This is a genomic window from Streptomyces sp. SLBN-8D4 (assembly GCF_049739545.1).
Classification (GTDB): Bacteria; Actinomycetota; Actinomycetes; order Streptomycetales; family Streptomycetaceae; genus Streptomyces; species Streptomyces canus_C.
On the sequence record NZ_JBMGQC010000001.1, the window covers coordinates 10,048,562 to 10,067,131 of the forward strand.

Consider the following 18,570-nt stretch of genomic DNA (forward strand, 5'->3'; position numbering starts at 1 on the left):
CCACGGGAGGTGAGCCTGGTGCTGCTTGACCCGCCGGAATGGCGCAGCGTGCCGCAGGGGCTGCCGCACTGGCCCTACGTCCAGGCCGTCGACGACGCCCTCACCGCGCGAGGCATCCCGCTGGGCACCGTCCGGGCCAGCCGGGTCTACGACCTGTTCTGCCGCTGGCAGCGGGACGGAACCTGGGCCGGGATCGTCACCCGGCTCCAGACCGAGGCGAAGGGGCTGATCATCTGAGACGTGTACGTCGACTCGACCGTCTGTCGGGCCCACCAGCACGCCGCCGGGGGCATCGAAAAGGGGGACCTGCAAAAGGAGCAGTCCTCAACGAGTGGCTGTACCAAGCCTCCACCGAGCTGTCCGCCGTACACTCCATCCACGATGAAGCGACGTGTTCAATTCACCGAGCAGGCGGGACGATTCCGCGACTACCTCCCAGCCGACGACCGGAAGAAACTGCTGCACGTCGTCGACCAGATCGCCAACGATCCACAAGGCCCAGACACCCACCTCGCCTACAGAGACGATGACGCAACGCGCTCAACCTGGGCCGACGGCCTCATGGTGCACTACCTCGTGACCCCGTCCGACGTGGTCATTGTCGAGGTCGACGTATATGACACCAGCAGAGGCTTCAACATCGTGTAGACAGCGGTCGCCGTCGCCAGGCTTTCGGAGCGAGGCCGGACCGTGATGGCGGCCCTCCTGCCAACTCCGCGGAAGATCCACTTTCGCAACACGCCCTGGCCGGACTGACGCGCAAGGAGCTGCTGGACGGTGTAGCCGGGCCTGACGGACTGCGAATCAGATTCGCGGAACCCGGGGAGGTCGGCGCAGTGACCTCCCTGCTGAAGGCGGCCGCCGACGATCTGGAGACCGGTCACCTCGAGGCGCTCGCCAGTGGACAGTGCGGGACGTGGCTACTGGACGTCCTTGATGGCGCAGATCTGGGTGAACGTCTCGAGGGGGCAGGGACGGCCCGCGAACTTCAGCGGTCGGCGGGCGAGTTGTCTCTGCCGCTGGTGGCGAGGGACGATGAAGGCGACATCGTGGGCGCGTTGCTTGGTGTGCCGTCGGGGACGGTCATCTCCGGGCTGGCCCTGCTGCCGGACAGCCGGCAGGCCATTCTGCTGTCGATGCTGACCTTCGCGAAGATCAAGGCGGTTGCCGTGTCCGAGGACGCCCGCGGGCTTGGGATCGGCGCGGCCCTGCTCGCACGGTGCGTGCAGGTGTACTGGCAACTGGACTGCACGCTGCTGTTCGGCGAGTTCGACACCGAGCGAGATCTGGGCCCCTACTGCATGCGGCAGGGCTTCAGACCAGGAAGGCAGGAGTGGGGTTCCGAAGCGGACGGTCAACGTTCGGGCTTTTTGCCGCCGTCTCTTGAGGAGAAAACGGCCACGGACCCGTTCACTCCGTGTACGGGTTCCGTAACCGGTGCCGGTGGCCTACAACGTTGGTCGGGTGACGACGGTCAATCCCTTCGAGGTCGACAAACTGTTGGAGCTGTCGACGAAACGGGGGATTGCCATGAACATCATTCAGCGTGCCGCAGCGGTCGGAGCGGTCACAGCCGCCGTGGTCGGCGCCATGGGGGCCGTCGCACCGCAGGCAGGGGCGGCGACGCCGCTGGCGAAGTACAACGGTGTCTGCGGGGCGGGCTATACGGTGGTCGACTCGGCACCGGTCGGTACGGCGGGCACGGTCTACCTGACGTACAACCCCTCCACGGGACAGGACTGCGTGGTCACGGTGCGCGCCCGCCCCGGCACCGCAGTGTCCATGCTGGCAGCGGTCACGGACGCCCAGGACGTCGACCCCGAGTTCGATGACGGCCAGTACACGACCTACGCCGGCCCGGCGTACATCGGTCACCCCGGGCACTGCGTGAGCTACTGGGGACGGATCTCCGGCCAGAGCGGCGGAGCGAACAACGTGCACTGCACCCCACTGACCGCCTGAGCGGTCTCACTCGGTCTTCCGCGCAGGCAGCCGAGGTGGTCCAGCGTGATTCGCAGGTGGGTGGTCGGACCGGACACCGCCCGCGAAGGGCCATCACGTCGCGCAGCGGGGTGCGCCGCTGTGCCCCAGGGCAGTGGTCAGAGCTGACGAGTGATGCTCAGGGTGTGTCCGTCGAAGGTCGGCCGGACGGACCGGGTCGACGCGGTCAGCGGATATCGGGTGGGCGGCTCACTCACCCCGTTGGGATTCGGCATGACCGCAGGTGTGACCGGTGAAGGCCCCTTGGCACCGTCGCGGCGTAGATCCATGGAGTGCGCCCCGCGTGAAGCTCAGTTCGACAGCAGGGCGATGGCGAAGACCGCCGCGAGCATCAGCACCACGCAGCCGCAGGCGGTCAGCGCGTCGCGCCGGGCGCCCCTTGCTCCCTCCCTGGTGTCCGCCCGCCAGGACGGGTCGAGGGCCATCTCACCGGACTCGAGTGCCGCCACCACCCGCTGGACCTCCGCGTAGAAGTACATCGTGATGGTGGTTTGGCCGAGAGTTCCGTAGCTCTTCTGCTCTTTGGTCCCCACCCCGTGGGCGGTGGCCACCTGGGGCACGTACTTGCGTCTGACGGTCCAGAGAGCGGCGGCCTTGTCGGCCGTCACCCAGCTGAGGCCTGGGGGCGGCGCTTCCGGCGTGGTCATGCCCGTCATGGTGCCGTTGCGGGCGGCACGGGACATCCGCAGATTTGGCGTAAAGCCCCTACTCAATCGCACCGTTGCGGGCCGCTGCTCGCCGGTGACGGGCCGGCAACCGGATGCGAGATCCCAGCAGCAGGACCGACTCTCAGCAGATATATACTCAGAGTATATCCCCGGTGTATGGTCCTCGCATGAGTGTTCCTCTCACCCTGTTGGGACTGCTGGAGCGGGAGCCGAGTCATGGCTACGACCTCAAGCGCGACTACGACGCCTTCTTCAACCGCGGGAAGCCACTGCCTTACGGGCAGGTCTATACGACGCTTGGCAGGCTGGCGCGGGACGGGAAGGTCATGGCAGGCGATGCGGAGCCCGGCGTCGGTCCCGAGCGCAAGCGCTACGTGATCACCGAGGCGGGAGCGACGGAGTTCGAGACCTGGCTCACCGAGCCGGTGGCCCCCGAACCCAACCTGCAGACCGTGCTGTTCACCAAAGTCGTGCTGGCCCTGATGCTCGGCCGCGACGCGCACCAGTACCTCGACACCCAGCGCGCCGCCCACCTGCAGCGGATGCACGAACTGACGAAGCTGCGCCGCTCTGGTCCGATCGTCGACGCCCTGCTCGCCGACCACGGCCTGTTCCACCTGGAGGCGGACCTACGATGGATCGAGCTGACCACGGCCCGGATGGATGCGCTGGCAGCAGCGGTGCGCGCATGAGCGCCCTCATAGAGGCCCGCGACCTCGCACTCTCCTTCGGTGAGACCCCCGCCCTGCGCGGCGCCAGCCTGGTCGTCGAGGCCGGCGAGGTCTTCGCCGTGATGGGTCCGAGCGGCTCGGGCAAGTCCACCCTGCTGCACTGCCTGGCCGGCATCCTCACCCCCGATGCGGGCGAGGTGCACTTCGAGGGACGCCGCATCGACACCCTGACCGAGGCCGAGCGCAGTGCCCTGCGCCGCGACACGTTTGGCTTCGTCTTCCAGTTCGGTCAGCTCGTCCCCGAGCTGACCGCCGAGGAGAACGTCGCCCTGCCGCTGCTGTTCTCCGGCATGCGCCGGGCGGCCGCGCTCGCCGAGGCCCGGCCCTGGTTCGCGCGGCTGGGCCTGGACGGCCTCGAGCGCCGCCGCTCCGGTGAGTTGTCGGGAGGCCAGGCGCAGCGGGTGGCGCTGGCCCGCGGTCTGGTGGCCCGGCCCAAGGTGCTCTTCGCCGACGAGCCGACCGGCGCGCTGGACTCGCTGGCCGGCGAGCAGGTGATGGACCTCCTGGTGGACGCGGCCCACGAGGGGGGCACCACCGTCGTGCTGGTGACTCACGAGCCCCGGGTCGCCGCGCACGCCGACCGGGAGGCCATCGTCCGGGACGGCAAGGCCAGCCTGCTCACGACCGGACGGATCGCCTCGTGATCGCCTTCGCGCTCCGCCTGGCGGTCAGCGGAGGCCTGGCAGTGATCGCCCGGCTGGCCATGATCGCTGCCGCGGTCGCCATCGGGGTCGGGCTGTTGCTGTCGACCTTCGCCAGCATGAACGCCGTCGAGCGGACGAATCAGCGGCAGGTGTGGCTCGACACCGGCGCCGCGAGCCGTACCGAGCGGGCGTCGGCGGACCCGCTGTGGTGGTGGCCGCACGGCGACTACTACGACGGCAAGTCCCTGACCGAGGTGGATGTCGCCGTGACCGGTCCGACCTCGCCCGTTCCACCCGGCCTCACGTACCTGCCCGCGCCGGGCGAGTACTACGCTTCCCCCGCGCTGGCCCAGCTGATCCGCGACACCCCGGCCGACCAGCTGGGCGACCGCTTCCCCGGGCGGCTCACCGGCACGATCGGCGACGCCGCTCTGGCCTCCCCGGACTCGCTGATGGCCGTCATCGGCCGTACCCCGGCCCAGATCAAGGGTGCACCAGGGGCGAGAGCGGTCACCACCATCGCCAGTACCAGGCCCTCCGCCTGCGCCAACGAGTGCTGGGACAACGCGGTGCGCGGCGACGCGCTGACGCTCATCTCCTCCGTGGTGGCCGGGGCGCTGATCTTCCCGGTGCTGATCTTCATCGCCACCGCGACCCGGCTGTCCGCCGCCGCGCGCGAACAGCGCTATGCGGCGATGCGGCTGGCCGGCGCCACGCCCCGGCAGGTGTCGGTGATCTCGGCGGTGGAGTCCGCGCTGGCGGCGGCCGCTGGGATGGTGGCCGGATTCGGGCTCTATGCCGCGCTGCGCCCGCTGGTGGCCACCATTCCGCTCACCGGGCAGCAGCGGTTCTTCCTCTCGGATCTGACGCTCAGCACTCCGCAGACCCTCGGCGTCGTCGTCGGCGTGCCGGTCGCGGCGGCGATCGCGGCGCGCCTGGCGCTGCGCCGGGTCGCCATCTCCCCGCTCGGTGTGACCCGCCGGGTGCCCCCGCGCCCGCCGCGCGCATGGCGGCTGATCCCGTTGCTGGCGGGGCTGGCCGAGCTGGCGTACTTCGTCTTCGCCGGCCGCCGCCCGGCGACCGGGAACGGGCAGACGGCCGCCTACCTCCCGGGCTTCCTGGTGGTGATGCTGGGCCTGGTGATCGCCGGGCCGTGGCTGACCATGATCGCCGCCCGGGCGGTAGCCCGCCGTACCCGACGCCCGGCCGCCCTGATCGCGGTGCGTCGGCTCGCCGACGACCCGAAGACCGGCTTCCGCGCGGTCAGCGGCCTCGTCCTGGCCCTGTTCGTGACTACCGCAACAGTCAGCATCATCGGCACCATCAACGACTACCGCGGCACACTGGGCGGAGACCGGCAGACCCGGACGGTGGTGGAGGCCGGCAGCGACGGTCAGGCGCCGTTGGCCGGGTCCATCCCGGCACGGCTCCTCACCGAGGTGCGCGCGCTCCCGGGCGTGCGGGGCGTGGCAGTCGTCCATGCCAACCCCGACGGCGTCGGCAAGGTGACACACCGGCGAGTCCACCCGGGCGACCCGCCCCCGAATGCGCCGGCCCTGGTGACCTGCTCCGACCTGGCGCAGACTCCCATGGTGGGCCGCTGCCCGGACGGCGCGAGCGTCACGGCCGTCGACTCCTACGCGTTCGCCGGCCTGCAGTCGCACCCGAACCTGCCGTGGCCCGCCGCCCCGATCAGCACCCAGGCCGTCGCCAAGTTGCCCGTACAACTGCTCTACGTGGCCACCGACGGGTCGACTGCCGCCATGGAACGCGTACGGACCCTGCTCACCGCCGCCTACCCGCACCAACAGGTTCGCACGGTGGGCGACTGGGGCACCGACTTGCAGCAGGAGCTGGCCGGTTGGCGGCAGTTGGCCGACGTGGTGCTGCTGACCACCCTGCCGATCGCAGGCTGCAGCCTGGCGGTGAGCGTGGTCGCGGGCCTGTCGGATCGCCGACGACCGTTCGCGCTGCTGCGGCTCACCGGCGCGCCACTACGGTTGCTGCAGCGGGTGATCGCACTGGAGAGCACGCTGCCGCTGCTGGCCGTGGCCGCGATCTCGATCGGCGCGGCCTTCGCCGCCTCGGCCCTGTTCCTGAAATCGCAGATGCGCTACGACCTGGTGTCGCCGGGCCCGGCGTACTACGCGCTCGTCGCTGCCGGCCTCGTCACCTCGCTGGGCATCATCGCCTCGACTCTCCCCCTCCTCAAACGCATCACCGGCCCAGAGGCCGCCCGCAACGGCTGACGCGCCAACTCCCCACAACGGGCCCGGACAATCTTCCCCCTGTCCGGGGCTGATGGAGCTCAGTGGCTCCTGGCTGCAGATTCAGAGACACCGCTGTCGTGGTGACGATGCACATCCCTTCGGACCGTCCGTCTTCCTGTCGAAAATCTCGGCCCGATCACAGCAGTGTCCTGCGGTGAACATCGTCGAAGAGGTTCGAAAATCAGGCGCCTCGGCGGAGCGACGTCGAGGACCGGACGCGAGGCCATGACGATGCCGCCCGACCCAGCACGAAGGGCCGCGAGCCCGGTGCCAACCAAGAAACCCAGACTCGGGAGAATCCATGACCGTCACGGCGTACAACAGCCGAAGCCCATTGACGCGCCGCCGCATGCTCGGGGCGGCGTTAACCGCTGGAATCGGGACTCCGGTGCCGCTCGGCGTCGCCTCCCGCGCGTGGGCGGCTCCGACCGCCTCCGACCCGGCGCGACTCACCCTGCCTTCGCCCACCGGACCACACCCCGTGGGGACGGTGCCGCTCCACCTCGCCGACACCTCACGTCCCGATCCCGTGACCGGCCCGGGGCGCCACCGCGAGCTGATGGCGAGCATCTGGTACCCCGCGCGCGGGGCGAAGGACCTGCCGCGCGCCCCCTGGATGGCCGACGGCGTGTTGCGGGCGTTCCTGACCGACACCGGCTTCCCCATCGACCCCGCCCTCGGCCCGCTCACCGTCGGGCACCTGGACGCACCCGTACTCCGTACGGGCCATCGCCTGCCCGTCATCGTGTACTCGCACGGCTCCGGCAGCCACCGCGGCGACCACACCATCATGGTCCAGGAACTCGCCAGCCACGGCTACGTCGTAGTCACCGTCGACCACACCCACGACACGTTCACCGAGTTCCCCGACGGCCGGGTGCTCACCCCGGGTGACGTCCCGATGTTCCCGAGGGACTTCGCCGCTGACCTCCGGTTCCTGCTCGACTGCGTGGAGGAGCTTGCCGCCGGCCGCAACCCCGACATCGACGGCAGGCCACTGCCCCCCGGCCTTCTCGGCGCTCTCGATCCGCGGTGCATCGGCTCGTTCGGCTGGTCGAAGGGCGGCACCGCCACCGCGCTCACCATGCTCGCTGACCAACGCGTCAGAGCCGGACTCAGCATCGACGGCCCGATGCAGCCGACCATCACCTCCGACCTGGACCGGCCCTTCATGATGATGACCGCCGTGTTCACCCGTGCCATGCCGGGCGTCGCCGAGTTCTGGACACACCTTCGCGACTGGCGGCTCGACATCCGGGCCGACGGGGCCATCCACGGCTCGTACGGCGACAACGCGACGCTGATCCCGCAGGCAGGCAAGATCCTCGGCTTGACCGACCAGCAGATCCAGGACTTGATCGGGACCCTCGACCCGGCCCGGTCGATACGCATACAACAGGTCTACCCTCACGCCTTCTTCGACCTGCACCTGCGACACCGCCGAGGGCACCTGCTCGACGGCCCGAGCGCAGCCTTCCCAGAGGTGAAGTTCCTTCCATGAAGCCGTGGCCCGCGGCGCTCCCGCCCCGCGCCGCGGGCCGGCCGCCCCGCTGACGAAGAGCCGCGGTGAGAATCTCTGCTGTCCCCGCACCACACACACCGTCCGGAAACTTCCGTTGGCCGTGTCCCACAGGCGGACGGTCTGGTCGTCGCTGGCGGTGGCGAGGGTGCGGCCGTTCGGGCTGAACGCCATCGCGTACACCTCGCCGGCGGGCTTCTTGAAGGTGCCGTGTTTGGTTCGCGCGGACGCGTCCCACAGCCGTACCGTCGCCGTCGCCGTCGCCGTCGCCGTCGCCGTCGCCGTCGCCGTCGCCGTCGCCGTCGCCGTCGGCGGTGACGAGGACGCGGCCGTTCGGACTGAACGCCGCGCCCAGGAGGCTGCCCGAGTGTCTGGCGAGAGTCGCGCGCGATGCGCCGGTGGCCGCATCGCGCAGCTCCACGTCGCCGCCAGTGGCGCAGGTGACGCCGTCCGGGCAGAGCCGTTCGCGGCACCGGCCACCGTGGGGTGCCCTTGAGGACGCATGTCCGTGCAGACACGTTGGTGAACTCGACGATAGCTGCCCCGGTTCCTGTACCGGGAGGTCACCTTCAGGCTGCCGGCGGAACAGGTTGCCGTACGGCCGCCCGGAGCGGGTGCGGAGGACGTAGGCCGGGAGGCGGAGGGCGTCGAGGGGCCGGAGCGCGTGGAGGAACCGGAGGCGGGGCTGCCGGGCTTCGGGGCGCCGGACGTGGGGGAGGAGGCCGCTGAGCTGACGGCCCCGGACGGGGTGGCGCCGACGTCTGTGGTGTCCGTCCCGCCCCCACCGGGCTGACATCCAGCCGCCGCCGCCACCGACGCCACAGTGGTTCTGTCGGTAGTTGGTGACGTCAGTTGTTCGTGAAAGCTGACGGCACCAGGTGATGGCCCAGAAAGACGTTCGCGAATTCTGACGTCGCCATCGGGGTTGCGGTGTCAAGCTGGATGTTCTCAGTAAAGGAGCACCCTCGATGCCGCCTGGCCGGTCGAAGGTCGAGTTGTACGCCGCGCTGCGGCGCGACTCCCGCGATGGCATGTCGAACCGGGCGTTGCAGTGCAAGTACGGCGGCACCTGGAGCACGGTCAACAAGGCCCTGACCTCGGCTTGGCCGCAGCCACGCACGACAACCGCTTCGGCGAAGCCGTCGAAGCTGGATCCGTTCACGCTGCTGATCGACGAGATCCTGCTCATTGATCTGGACGCGACCAGGAAACAGCGCCACACCGTCACCCCGGATCTACCGCCGTGTGATCGACGAGCACTCCTCGTCCGAGGCGTTGCGTTGCGTTGACCGCTTGAACCCGCACCGATGAGAGGGCGCAAGCGTCCTGCGAGCAACCGCGCGGTCCGGCCAGGGACTGAGAGTCCGGTGTCTATGCCTTGCTCGCGACCACCATGTAGTTCTCGGCCTCAAGATCGAACGTGCTCAGTTCCGTCTGGAGTCCGACCTGTTGCAGCTCGACTTCGAGTTCCTCGTACCGGTAGGGCCAGCAGGACAGCAGTTCCGAGCGGACAAGAACCAACCCGGTCGCATCAACTTGCGCGATCGCAATCTCGATGTGGTGCTCCTCCTCCCAATGCGGCGCAATCTCCCAGCGGTAGACCACGACGGCATCGCGACCGTTCCGGCGGACGAGTCGGTCACCGACCTCCAGCCGGGAACCTCTGGCCCTCACGAGTTCCCAAGTGCGGGATGTGAGTACCAAGCGCCCGCCGGGGCGCAGTAGCCGTGACATCGACTCCAGAGCAGCACCCCTGCCTGTCGCGCCCGTGGCATGGTGAAGCGAGTTGCCAACGCAGAACACCATGTCGAACGTGTTGTCCTGGAAATGGTCGGGCAACTCTTCCCAGTTCGCCCGTACGGCCCGGACGGATGCCCCGAACTCCTCAGCCAACTCTTCAGTCCGGCGAACCATCGCCCCGCTGGCGTCAGTTGCGACAACCTGCATGCCACGACCGGCGAGGCCAACCGCCAACTGTCCGGTTCCGCACGAACAGTCGAGGACGTGAGCGTTCGACGGCAGGAGATTGAGGACGTCGTCGAACGACGCAGCGAACTCGGCTGGAGGCAACTTTGCATCCGAGATGAGCCATTCGTACACCTCGGCAAGCACGCCATAACCTGTCACAACCACTACCTCCGTCACGCGGCAGACTCACGGTAGGACGTCAGTCCATCAGCGGAGCAAGCCGGGCACCAATGGTTTTCGTAAGGATGGCTCTGACGGTGTTTGAGGGTTGTCAGTTGTCCGTCTGAGTGGATGTCACCGGCTGGTTAGCTGGGAAGTTGTTCGTGAGAAGTAGTGTCACTCGCGGGGTTGCGGTGGCACGGTGAATGTGCTCAGTGAAGGAGCACCGCCGATACCCGCCTGGTCAGTCGAAGGTCGAGTTGTATGCCGCGCTGCGGCGTGACGCTCGCGAGGGCATGTCGAACCGGGAGCTGGAGCGCAAGCTACCGGGTGGGCTGGCGGACTGTTCAGAAGGCGCTGAGTCCGGCGTGGCCGCAACCTCGGGAACCGTACGCGCCTCGCCGTTCCAAGCTGGATCCGTTCAAGCCGGTGATCGACAGATGCTGCTGGCTGATCTGGATGTGCCGAGGAAGCAGTGTCACACGGTGGTCCGGATCTATCGCCGGTTGATCAACGAGCACGCGATGGACGACGTGTCCTACCAGGTCGTGCGCGCCTACGTCGCCAAGCGGAAGCCGGAGATTCGGATCGAGGCCGGCCGTGGCCCGGCGCAGGTGTTCATCGAGCAGTCGCACCTGGCCGGCGCCGAAGCAGAGGTCGACTTAGGCGAGGTCGCGGTCCGTTTGCGGGGCGAGCTGATGAAGTGCCATTTGTTCTGCCTGCGGTTGTCGTTCTCCGGGAAGGCGGTGCACCGGGTGTTCGCCTCCGGCGGTCAGGAGGCGTTCTTCGAGGGCCACGAGCACGTTTTCAGAGTGCTGGGCGGCGTGCCGTTCGGCAAGATCCGGTATGACAACCTGAAGGCCGCGGTCGCGTGGATGCTCGGCTTCACGCGGCGCCGGGTCGAGACCCGACGCCCACGAGAAGAGATCGGCGCCCGTGCGGCGAGCCCGCGGCTCGCCACGAGCGGGGTGGGGAGGGTGACGGCCGCTGAACCTCGAGAGGGCCCATAGGGGATGCGGTACTCGGGGTCAGCCCTGTGAGTCCACGAGCCGTCGCCATGTCTGGTTGCCCACGATGCCGTCCGCCGTGAGGCCGTTGTTCGTCTGGAACCACCGCGCCGCCGCCGCGCTGTGAGGGCCGAACTTGCCGTCGACGTCCAGCGGTGGACTCCAGCCGAGTTCGTTCAGCCGCCGTTGGATGTTCTTCACGCCTTCCGCGACGGTCCCCGTCTTGGCGAAGGGCTGGTCGGCTTCCAGGCGTTCCTCACGGCTCGGGTGGTCGGTCAACCATTGCGCCAGGTCATCGGGTAGATCGTCCGGCCCATGCTCCTCGCCGCTGCGCCATCCCTCCACTCGCTGGATCTCCTGGGCGAAGGCGCTCCTCTGGTTGTCGTCGAGTGCGGCGAGTGTGGTGTCGGTGCCGACCTGCAAGGCGTCGGCGATGCGTTGTGCGTACGCCTGGGGGTCATTCGCGCCGTGCCCGGCGGGAGCGTAGGCCCGCATCACGTCGAGCACCGTCTTGCCGCCGCGGTGTTCGAGGTATCGGCGGACGGCAGTGAAACCCGTGGCCTCGTCCGGGAAGATGGCGAATATGTCGTTGTGCTTTCCGGCGTAGGCGCCGTACTGCTCCGCCTCGCCGGAGCTGATGATGTTCCCCGGATTCTGGTCGTTCCACGACGCGGTCCCGCCGGTGCGCGTCACTTCCTCGAAAAACACATGGTCGATACCGAGGATGCTGATGACATCGCCCGGTTCCACGTCGGATACGTCGGTCCAGCCCATGGTGTCCTCCTGATGGAAAGTCAGATGCGGCGCCCGCTCAGCCTCCTTCCAGTACGTCGAGACGCAGCCCGCTCGATCCGCCGCCAATGCCGCTGCGCCTGCTGTGGGTGGTCCAGGTGTGCCTTCTGCCGTCCTGCCACCGTGTGCACTGACGGGTGCGCTCCACCCGGATTCCGGAGCGGGGCACCAGGTCGAAGGCGACGCCCATCAGGGTCTCACCGAACACCTTGACCGCCGGCGAGCCACACATGTGGGCCGTGAAGGAGGCTGGGCTCCGGGTGGATGAGCACATCGAGTCCGAACAGCCCGCCAAGCCCGCGGTCGGCGATCTCGGCGACCAGGGAGAGCTGGGCTCCGAACTGCACGGTGTTGTTGGTGACCGCGAAATTCCCCTGGCAGCGCAGCTGGATCCAGGGCAGCGGTGAGAGGTTGCTGGACAGCCTGCGCAGCGCGGGCACGCCACGCGGTATCGGGTACGCCGGGTGGAATCCGCCCGCGCCGAGGAGGAAGGCCGAGTCGGCGCCGCCGCGGCTCAGCACCAGGACATCGCCGTCCAGGGGCACTCCGGCCATGTGCGAGCCGGTGGGACTCGCCATGAGGAAGGCGCTGGGCTCGGCACTGTCGTACTGTCCGGCGAAGGTGGCTTTCAGGTCGATCAGCGGCACCGGCGGGTCCGGTACGGCGACCCGTAGGATGCCGAGCAGCGACCGACCCACCGGATCGGGCACCTCGGCCATCACGGCCTTCGACAGGGAAACCATCCGGTCGCCCCACGAGACCTGGAACATGGGCCCGACGACGATCCGTCCCGGCGCCGTCAGGTCCAACTGCCCGAAGGCGGTCACGGTCGCGGCGGGCATCGCCGCGCTCAGGACGCCGGAGAACGGCCGGAACTGCCGTCGCTGCAGCCTGCCCCGCAGCCGGACCGGGGGAGCGGACTGTCGATGTCCACCGTGGTGGGGAGCTGGTCGTCGGCCAACCGTTCCAGATCCAGTCCGAAGATTCCAGCCATGCCGCACCTCGCGGTCAGCGGCCCGGGGGCAGCCGATGCCTCTTCGCCGGCCTCCGCGAAGGAGTCGGACACCGTGCCGTGCCAATAGCCGGCGTCGGCGAGCGGATCGTCCGTCGGCTGCGGGGGAGAACCGGAAGGGGACAGGGCGACCGGCAGGTACAGCCGGTCCACGCGCTTGTCCGCGCGGACCTGGGCGAGCAGAGTGCCGGCCAGGCCGTTCTCGTCGTCGCTGCCGGGAGCGAACTGCGCCAGGACCGCCCCCAACGGCAGTTCGCCCACCCAGGGCCAGCTCTGCGCGTACTGCGCACTCTGCGGAAGTCGTTCTCCGCTGTCCCCGGGCCCGTCGGGCCTGTGGCGCCCTCGCCGGGATCGGGCCGGACGGCCCCGTCGAAGTACGCCCACAGCCAGCCCTCGTGCCGCCCGTCGGCGTTGCCCGCCACAGCGCCCTGGGCCCAGGCCCGGGCGTAGTCGGAGTTGCGGACGAGCGGCGTCGGCGGCACGTCGGGAGGAGTGCCGATACCCAAGTCGTAGCCGTTCTGTCAGGCATTGAAGCGGAACGACATGGACTCATCCGGCTGCGCGGGCGCCCGGTAGCGGTTGTGCTGCGCCATCGCGTTCCTCCTTGGGCCGCTCACCAGTTGGGCTTCGCGACGCTGCCGTAGGACCAACTGGAGCCCTTCGACATTTCGAAGTGCAGATGTGGTCCCGTCGCGTTGCCCGTGGCGCCGACCTTGCCGAGCCGCTGTCCGGCGGTGACCTTCTGACCGTCCTTCACCTGGCGATGTGAGAGATGGCAGTAGGTGTAGACATGGCCGTTGTCGGCGTGCAGGCCGATCCACTGGCCGTACGCCCCGCCGTTGCCGTTCGACCAGGCGACAGTGCCGTTGCGCACGGCGACTACGGGCACGCCCGTGTCGGCGGCGAAGTCCTCGCCCGTGTGGCGGCCGACGCCGTCGGGCTTCCAGGCGTAGGGGCCGCGTGCGAAGAACGCGAAGGTCACCTTGTGGTGCGGTACCGGAGAGGGGACCCGCCCGTTTCCGCCGGCGGGTGCGGCGTGGGCGCAGTTGACGTGGAAGTGGGCGTGGTGGCCGAGGGTGGTGAGGGAGGTGCAGCCGGGGATGCCGTCGGCGTCGTGGCCGGTGAAGCCCTGGGCGTGTTGTTCGGCGCGGTAGGCGGCTTTGGTCTGTTCGCCGAAGAAGCCGGTGGGGCCGCCGGGGATGGGGTGGCCGCGGGCGATCAGGGCCTTCTGTACGGTTCGGATGTCCTCGTTGGTCTCACCGAACCGGACTCTGGACAGGGCGACGGTGACCATGACGGCTCACCTCCTTTCGTGTCGTCAGTCCCAGGGGGTGACGGTGAGCCGGATCCGCGCGTCCTCCCCGAGGATCGGGGCGGCGGTGGCGGGCAGTTCGATGTGGTGGACCCAGACACCGTCAGCGGGGTTCTCGTCGCCGAGGGCGCTGCCGCCGTCGGGCCGGTAGTCGCTGATCGGGCCCTTGATGGTCGAGTTCCAGGTGGCCCGGAGCACGGGCATGGCGGCCGGGTCGTCGCCACCCCCCACGTCGACGACGAGAATGTCGTCGAAGTCGGCGGTCTGCTCGAGGTGGTCGTTGAAACTCAGCAGCCCGTCATGACGGTGCAGCGACAGGATGCGCAGGTGCAGCGCGTACCGCATGGCGCCCGAATCGCCGCTCCGCAGGCCGCTGTTGAGGAAGGTGTCCACCAACGGGACGCATGTCTCGCCGTCGTCGGTACCCGTCGGGCTCTCGGACAACTGGATGGGGCACCACTGGGCGCTGGTCCGTTCGTGCGTGACGATCTGCAGGCCGCGCACCGACAGCCGCACCTCTGCCTGCCAGGTCGTGTGGTTGCGTTCCGGCAGGTGGAAGTCGACGAGTTCCGCATCCACCTCGCAGTCCCCGAACAGGAAGCGCCGCAGGTTCTGGTAGCCCTCTTCGGAGTTGACGAGTCCATAGGATCCGCTGTGGCTGCGGTGCACATGTGCCTGGTGTGCGCCGGGGACGTAGGCGTTGTCGATCTGCACCAGACCGTCGCTACGGGGCCCGACCGTGGCGGACGACAGGCCGTGCGCCACCTCGTAGTCGGTCGGGTCGGTGCCGATCAGGCAGAAGACCCGGCCGAGAGGGAAGGCGAACGGCCGGTCCGGCGGCATCGCGCGGGCGTCCCAGGACTGCGGCGGTCCGTCGGGATCGGTGAGCGCCTTAGGAGTGAGGTAGTGGTACATCCGTTGCGGGCCGAAGATGTCCGCGCCATTGATGCCGGTGACGTCACGCAGTCGCTCCAGCACGCCGAAGCCGACGTCGAAGGCGATGCCGCCGTGGGGGGTGCCGTAGGTGAACAGCTTGCCCACGTAGTCGGCCGGATCATGGCCGAGCTCCGGGATGATCTTCTGGATCAGACAGCGGCACACCAGCCCGCCCATGGAGTGGGCGACCAGGTGGACCCCGGGTGCCCCGGACTTCTCCTTGAGGGTCTCGATCAGGGTCAGCAGGTCCTGCGCGGCGGTCTCCAGCCGGAACTCGTGAGGGCCGGCTCCCCAGGTGCTCGCGGATGTGTCGTAGAAGCGGTGAATCCAGATGGAGTCCGGTGGAATCGTCTCGTGGGTGGCCAGGTAGAGCTCCTGGCCGCCGTCCACGAGGATGTGGTAGCCCTCGTCCAGGTGCAGCCGCAACAGGGGGCTCTCGAACTGATAGAAGGACGGTTCGTCGTCCGCTCCGATACGGATGTGGGTGGAGCCCTCGTTGAACCCGTAGAAAGGGTCCGTCACGGCCTTGTCGATGCCGGCGGTGTTGCCGGCGTATCCCCGGACATAGACGATGGGCAGTTTCGCGGCCGGTGCCATGCCGTCCTCCAGATCAGCATTCACCCACACCCGGAAGCCACGCGGCGGGGTGGTCGATGAAGATGTTGGACACGTATCCGCCGAGCAGGGGGACGAAGGACCAGGCATCGTTGACATGGCCCGCGGTGCTGACCGTGTCACCCCTGGTCTGGCACTGCACCGTCACCTGTGTCGGGCCGGGCAACACGGTCACGACCGGGGCGTCGAGGCGGGGCTCCGCCCGGACGTTGACTCCGGTGCCCCAGGTGACGAAGTCGGTGGTCGTGACATCGCCCGCGCCGTCCGGGGTCTCTCCGAGAACGGGCAGCTTCCAGTCCTGTGGATCGTCGCAGAGCGGATCGGCCACGACCGACAGGTGGAAGTGCTTCTCGTGCGGGTTGGCCCCGTCGTACGGTCCCCACTGCCAGTCGTTGCGGGTGGCGATCCGACGGTTGGCTATGACGTACTTGATCCGCGGGTCGCGGCTGTCCAGCAGTTGGTCGGCGACCTGCTGGATGTCGAGGCCGTGGGCCGGGTCGTGGGTGAAGTCGCGCGCGGTGACGATCCCGGGCCCGTACCAGGGATTGTGGTCGCTGTCGCGTGTCTGGTGGGCGGCGTCGCCGATGCCGCCGTCGGAGAGTTTGCTGCGTTCCGGAAAGCGCGCGTCGATCTGACGCAGAAGGTTCTCCAGGCTGGCTGCCACGCGCCACGACATGGTGACCTCCGAGTGGAGTCGGTGTTCAGTCGACGTGGTACTGGACGTAGTAGTAAGAGCGTTCCTCCTCGGAGTGGGCGAGCTTCGAGAGGCTGCTGCGCCCCCAGCCCAGCAGGTCGTCTGCCGAGACGTCGTCCTGGTCCCGCAGCAACACCTCCCGGGAACCGTCCGCCGTGAGCTGGATCCCGAGGGGGATCTGTGCGCCGCCGGCGGAGAACGTCGAGTCACCCGGCCACACCGCGTGGTCCGCTCCGCCATGGGGATCGGTGGTGACGTACAGATCGTCCGGCTCCTTGTCGAGGGCGGCGCCCGGCAGGTTGTGGACCGGCTGCAGAACGTTGTCGATCACTCCCGAGAGGGAGAAGCCGGTCGAGGTCGAGGGCCTCAGGCACACGGTCTCGTCGATGGTCGCCGGGGCGGTCATGTCGTCCTCCGTTCGCATCGAGGGTCCCGCGAACGAGGCTACGAACGACGCGTCAGCGCGCTGTCAGCCTGTCGTCAGTCTCCCGTCATCCCCCTCGCGTCTTCCCTCACCGGAAGAGGACGATCCCGTGCTGAGCCAGCATCCGCGTGAACTGAGGGGACGGTTCGACGCCCAGTTCCTTGCGCAGCAGTTGTCGGAACGAGCGGTATTGACGGACCGCCTCGATGAGATTGCCCTCCGCGAGGTGCGCCGCCACCGCGGCCCGGTGCGCGCTCTCCCGCAGCGGCTCCGAGCGTACGCTCGCCCACGCCGCCTCCAGAGCCAACGCCGACTTCCCCTCCCGTACGAGGGTCTCGGCCAGGGCGTCGAGCGCATGCAGACGCAACTGCCGCAGACGTTCGCGCTCCAGCAGTACCCACTCCTCGTCCCAGCCGGGCAGCAGTTCCTCCGTGCCGATCAGTCCCGGCGGGAGCCGGGCGTCGAACGGGCGGGCGCAGCCCTGCACGACATCGAATGCCGTCTCGATCAAGGTGTGTACGTCGACATGCAGGGCTGACCCGGTCGACAGCGAGTCTCCGCTGCACCGGATCAGGGCCTGATCACAGCGGGGCAGCTTCCACAGAGTGGTGCGCAGACTGCCCCTGGCATGGTCTTCCGTGACCTCTGGCCACAGCGTCCCGGCCAGGACGGTGCGGGACACACGCCGGTGCAGTCCGACGAACGCCAGCAAACGCTGGCCGTTGCGGCTCAGTTCGACAGGCTTGGCGTCATACTCAAGCCGGAACTGGCCGAGCAGACGCAACAGGGGAGGGGACGTCACCTTGATCGCCTCGCTCGCCATGGCCCGGGCAGCCTCTCGGGAGCCCTCGCCATCAATTTCAGCCGGTGCGACCAGACCATGCAACTCATGCACCAGCGCGTCGGTTAGAGCATAAACCGTTGAACAGTCATCTCAATTGATTGCGGCTGAAACTATGGCCGGCCGAAGAACTCGGAATTGCGGGTTTGCGGACCGAGGGGACCGGGATCAGACTCGATACAAGGGGCTGTGACAGGTTTCAGGCTAGGCCGATGCACGGTCCCTCACCATCGGACGGACGGGCTCGCGTTGTCCGTCGGCGAACTCTTGGCATGTCATCCGGGTGCGAAAGCGGCGTTCCGCGCTACGAGTCCGGGGCTGTCGTGCCGGACTCCCCGCATGAGGCCGCTCACCCGGTGCGGAATCTCAAGAACCATTCGGAAAGCCTGGTGAGCAGTCATGACAGCGATAGACGACAAGTGGACCCAGGTGGCGTGGATCGGCCCGCCGGTGGATGCCGGGGGCGGTTCGGCGGAGATGCCCGAGCCCGACGGCCGCGGCCGATCCCGCGACTACCAGAACGGCTCGATCTTCTGGTCGCCCCAGACCGGAGCCCACGAGGTCCACGGCAGTATTCGGGTCCGCTACGCGCGACTCGGCGGAACGCGTGGATTCCTCGGCTACCCCGTGACCGACGAGACGGGCACCCCTGACGGCGTCGGCCGCTACAACCATTTCGAGGGCGGCTCCGTCTACTGGACGCCGGCGACGGACTCGCACGAAGTCCACGGCGTCATACGGGACCTGTGGGCGAGCATGGGCTGGGAACGCAGCTACCTCGGCTACCCGGTCTCCGATGAGAGCGGCTCACAGCAGTCCCGCTACAGCCTCTTCCAGCACGGGCGTATCTCCTGGACGCCGTCAGGCGGCGCCGTAGCCGTGCAGAGTCAGTCCTACGGCGACGACAACGTGGGAGAAGCGGTCTGAGGATGAAGGGAAGTCGTCTGAGGACATGACCGTCCAAGGCGATGACGCGC

At 68.5% G+C, this 18,570-nt stretch carries 22 protein-coding genes and 2 pseudogenes; 12 read left to right on the forward strand and 12 right to left on the reverse strand.

Translation table 11 applies throughout. The features are described from left to right. The first annotated feature begins 18 nt into the window (after window positions 1–18). The 4 genes and pseudogenes from RKD20_RS45675 (at window position 19) to RKD20_RS45690 (ending at window position 1,962) form a co-directional block, all read left to right on the forward strand. Complete coding sequence (locus tag RKD20_RS45675; protein ID WP_424883513.1) at window positions 19–237, forward strand: hypothetical protein; 219 nt, start codon at window positions 19–21, stop codon at window positions 235–237. 3 nt (window positions 238–240) lie between these two features. Further along, window positions 241–648: a hypothetical protein gene (locus tag RKD20_RS45680; protein WP_424882912.1), complete on the forward strand. Its 408-nt coding sequence runs from the start codon at window positions 241–243 to the stop codon at window positions 646–648. 419 nt (window positions 649–1,067) lie between these two features. Then, window positions 1,068–1,199 (forward strand): annotated as a pseudogene (locus RKD20_RS45685) (N-acetyltransferase); the annotation flags it as partial. 331 nt (window positions 1,200–1,530) lie between these two features. Beyond that, window positions 1,531–1,962, forward strand: a complete 432-nt coding sequence (locus tag RKD20_RS45690; protein ID WP_424882913.1) for a spore-associated protein — start codon at window positions 1,531–1,533, stop codon at window positions 1,960–1,962. Between the two features lie 329 nt (window positions 1,963–2,291). Here RKD20_RS45690 and RKD20_RS45695 read toward each other — a convergent pair whose 3' ends face one another. Further along, a complete protein-coding gene (locus tag RKD20_RS45695; protein ID WP_424882914.1) occupies window positions 2,292–2,648 on the reverse strand; it encodes a hypothetical protein in 357 nt (118 codons plus the stop codon). A gap of 188 nt (window positions 2,649–2,836) precedes the next feature. Here RKD20_RS45695 and RKD20_RS45700 point away from each other — a divergent pair, with 188 nt between their 5' ends. From RKD20_RS45700 to RKD20_RS45715, 4 genes are all read left to right on the forward strand, one after another. Then, window positions 2,837–3,361 carry a PadR family transcriptional regulator gene (locus RKD20_RS45700; protein ID WP_424882915.1) on the forward strand — a complete coding sequence of 175 codons (525 nt, stop codon included), beginning with the start codon at window positions 2,837–2,839 and terminating at the stop codon, window positions 3,359–3,361. Then, window positions 3,358–4,044 carry an ABC transporter ATP-binding protein gene (locus RKD20_RS45705; protein WP_424882916.1) on the forward strand — a complete coding sequence of 229 codons (687 nt, stop codon included), beginning with the start codon at window positions 3,358–3,360 and terminating at the stop codon, window positions 4,042–4,044. Before RKD20_RS45700 ends, RKD20_RS45705 begins: the two co-directional genes overlap by 4 nt. Next, a complete protein-coding gene (locus tag RKD20_RS45710; protein ID WP_424882917.1) occupies window positions 4,041–6,293 on the forward strand; it encodes an FtsX-like permease family protein in 2,253 nt (750 codons plus the stop codon). Before RKD20_RS45705 ends, RKD20_RS45710 begins: the two co-directional genes overlap by 4 nt. Window positions 6,294–6,615: 322 nt before the next feature. After that, a complete protein-coding gene (locus RKD20_RS45715; RefSeq protein ID WP_424882918.1) occupies window positions 6,616–7,815 on the forward strand; it encodes an alpha/beta hydrolase family protein in 1,200 nt (399 codons plus the stop codon). Between the two features lie 171 nt (window positions 7,816–7,986). Here RKD20_RS45715 and RKD20_RS45720 read toward each other — a convergent pair. Next, a pseudogene (locus RKD20_RS45720) lies at window positions 7,987–8,337 on the reverse strand (hypothetical protein); the annotation flags it as partial. Window positions 8,338–8,497: 160 nt separating this feature from the next. Between RKD20_RS45720 and RKD20_RS45725 the strand changes: the two are divergent. After that, entirely contained in the window at window positions 8,498–8,626 is a 129-nt protein-coding gene (locus RKD20_RS45725; protein ID WP_424882919.1) for a hypothetical protein, read from the forward strand. Between the two features lie 175 nt (window positions 8,627–8,801). Beyond that, complete coding sequence (locus RKD20_RS45730; protein ID WP_424882920.1) at window positions 8,802–9,122, forward strand: hypothetical protein; 321 nt, start codon at window positions 8,802–8,804, stop codon at window positions 9,120–9,122. Window positions 9,123–9,204: 82 nt separating this feature from the next. On the opposite strand, the gene RKD20_RS45735 is transcribed toward RKD20_RS45730, so the two are convergent. Continuing rightward, window positions 9,205–9,960 (reverse strand): class I SAM-dependent methyltransferase, encoded by a 756-nt coding sequence (locus RKD20_RS45735; RefSeq protein ID WP_424883482.1) that lies wholly within the window; start codon window positions 9,958–9,960, stop codon window positions 9,205–9,207. A 215-nt stretch (window positions 9,961–10,175) separates the two neighbouring features. Here RKD20_RS45735 and RKD20_RS45740 point away from each other — a divergent pair, with 215 nt between their 5' ends. Next, window positions 10,176–10,970, forward strand: coding sequence for a hypothetical protein (locus RKD20_RS45740; protein WP_424882921.1), 795 nt, complete (start codon window positions 10,176–10,178; stop codon window positions 10,968–10,970). An 18-nt stretch (window positions 10,971–10,988) separates the two neighbouring features. Here RKD20_RS45740 and RKD20_RS45745 read toward each other — a convergent pair whose 3' ends face one another. The 9 genes from RKD20_RS45745 to RKD20_RS45785 form a co-directional block, all read right to left on the reverse strand. Then, window positions 10,989–11,741, reverse strand: a complete 753-nt coding sequence (locus tag RKD20_RS45745) for a peptidoglycan-binding protein (RefSeq protein WP_424882922.1) — start codon at window positions 11,739–11,741, stop codon at window positions 10,989–10,991. A gap of 37 nt (window positions 11,742–11,778) precedes the next feature. Further along, window positions 11,779–11,967 carry a hypothetical protein gene (locus tag RKD20_RS45750; protein ID WP_424882923.1) on the reverse strand — a complete coding sequence of 63 codons (189 nt, stop codon included), beginning with the start codon at window positions 11,965–11,967 and terminating at the stop codon, window positions 11,779–11,781. Then, a complete protein-coding gene (locus RKD20_RS45755; RefSeq protein ID WP_424882924.1) occupies window positions 11,957–12,601 on the reverse strand; it encodes a DUF6603 domain-containing protein in 645 nt (214 codons plus the stop codon). Before RKD20_RS45755 ends, RKD20_RS45750 begins: the two co-directional genes overlap by 11 nt. A gap of 8 nt (window positions 12,602–12,609) precedes the next feature. Beyond that, a complete protein-coding gene (locus tag RKD20_RS45760) occupies window positions 12,610–13,032 on the reverse strand; it encodes a hypothetical protein (protein ID WP_424882925.1) in 423 nt (140 codons plus the stop codon). 352 nt (window positions 13,033–13,384) lie between these two features. After that, window positions 13,385–14,065 (reverse strand): peptidoglycan DD-metalloendopeptidase family protein, encoded by a 681-nt coding sequence (locus RKD20_RS45765; protein ID WP_424882926.1) that lies wholly within the window; start codon window positions 14,063–14,065, stop codon window positions 13,385–13,387. Window positions 14,066–14,089: 24 nt separating this feature from the next. Next, window positions 14,090–15,616, reverse strand: coding sequence for an esterase/lipase family protein (locus tag RKD20_RS45770; RefSeq protein ID WP_424882927.1), 1,527 nt, complete (start codon window positions 15,614–15,616; stop codon window positions 14,090–14,092). A gap of 13 nt (window positions 15,617–15,629) precedes the next feature. After that, window positions 15,630–16,298, reverse strand: coding sequence for a hypothetical protein (locus RKD20_RS45775; protein ID WP_424882928.1), 669 nt, complete (start codon window positions 16,296–16,298; stop codon window positions 15,630–15,632). 37 nt (window positions 16,299–16,335) lie between these two features. Further along, complete coding sequence (locus tag RKD20_RS45780; RefSeq protein ID WP_424882929.1) at window positions 16,336–16,734, reverse strand: hypothetical protein; 399 nt, start codon at window positions 16,732–16,734, stop codon at window positions 16,336–16,338. 106 nt (window positions 16,735–16,840) lie between these two features. Next, window positions 16,841–17,575: an AfsR/SARP family transcriptional regulator gene (locus tag RKD20_RS45785; RefSeq protein ID WP_424882930.1), complete on the reverse strand. Its 735-nt coding sequence runs from the start codon at window positions 17,573–17,575 to the stop codon at window positions 16,841–16,843. Between the two features lie 417 nt (window positions 17,576–17,992). Here RKD20_RS45785 and RKD20_RS45790 point away from each other — a divergent pair, with 417 nt between their 5' ends. After that, on the forward strand, window positions 17,993–18,520 hold the full coding sequence (locus RKD20_RS45790) for an LGFP repeat-containing protein (RefSeq protein WP_424882931.1): 528 nt from the start codon (window positions 17,993–17,995) through the stop codon (window positions 18,518–18,520). The last annotated feature ends 50 nt before the right edge of the window (window positions 18,521–18,570 follow it).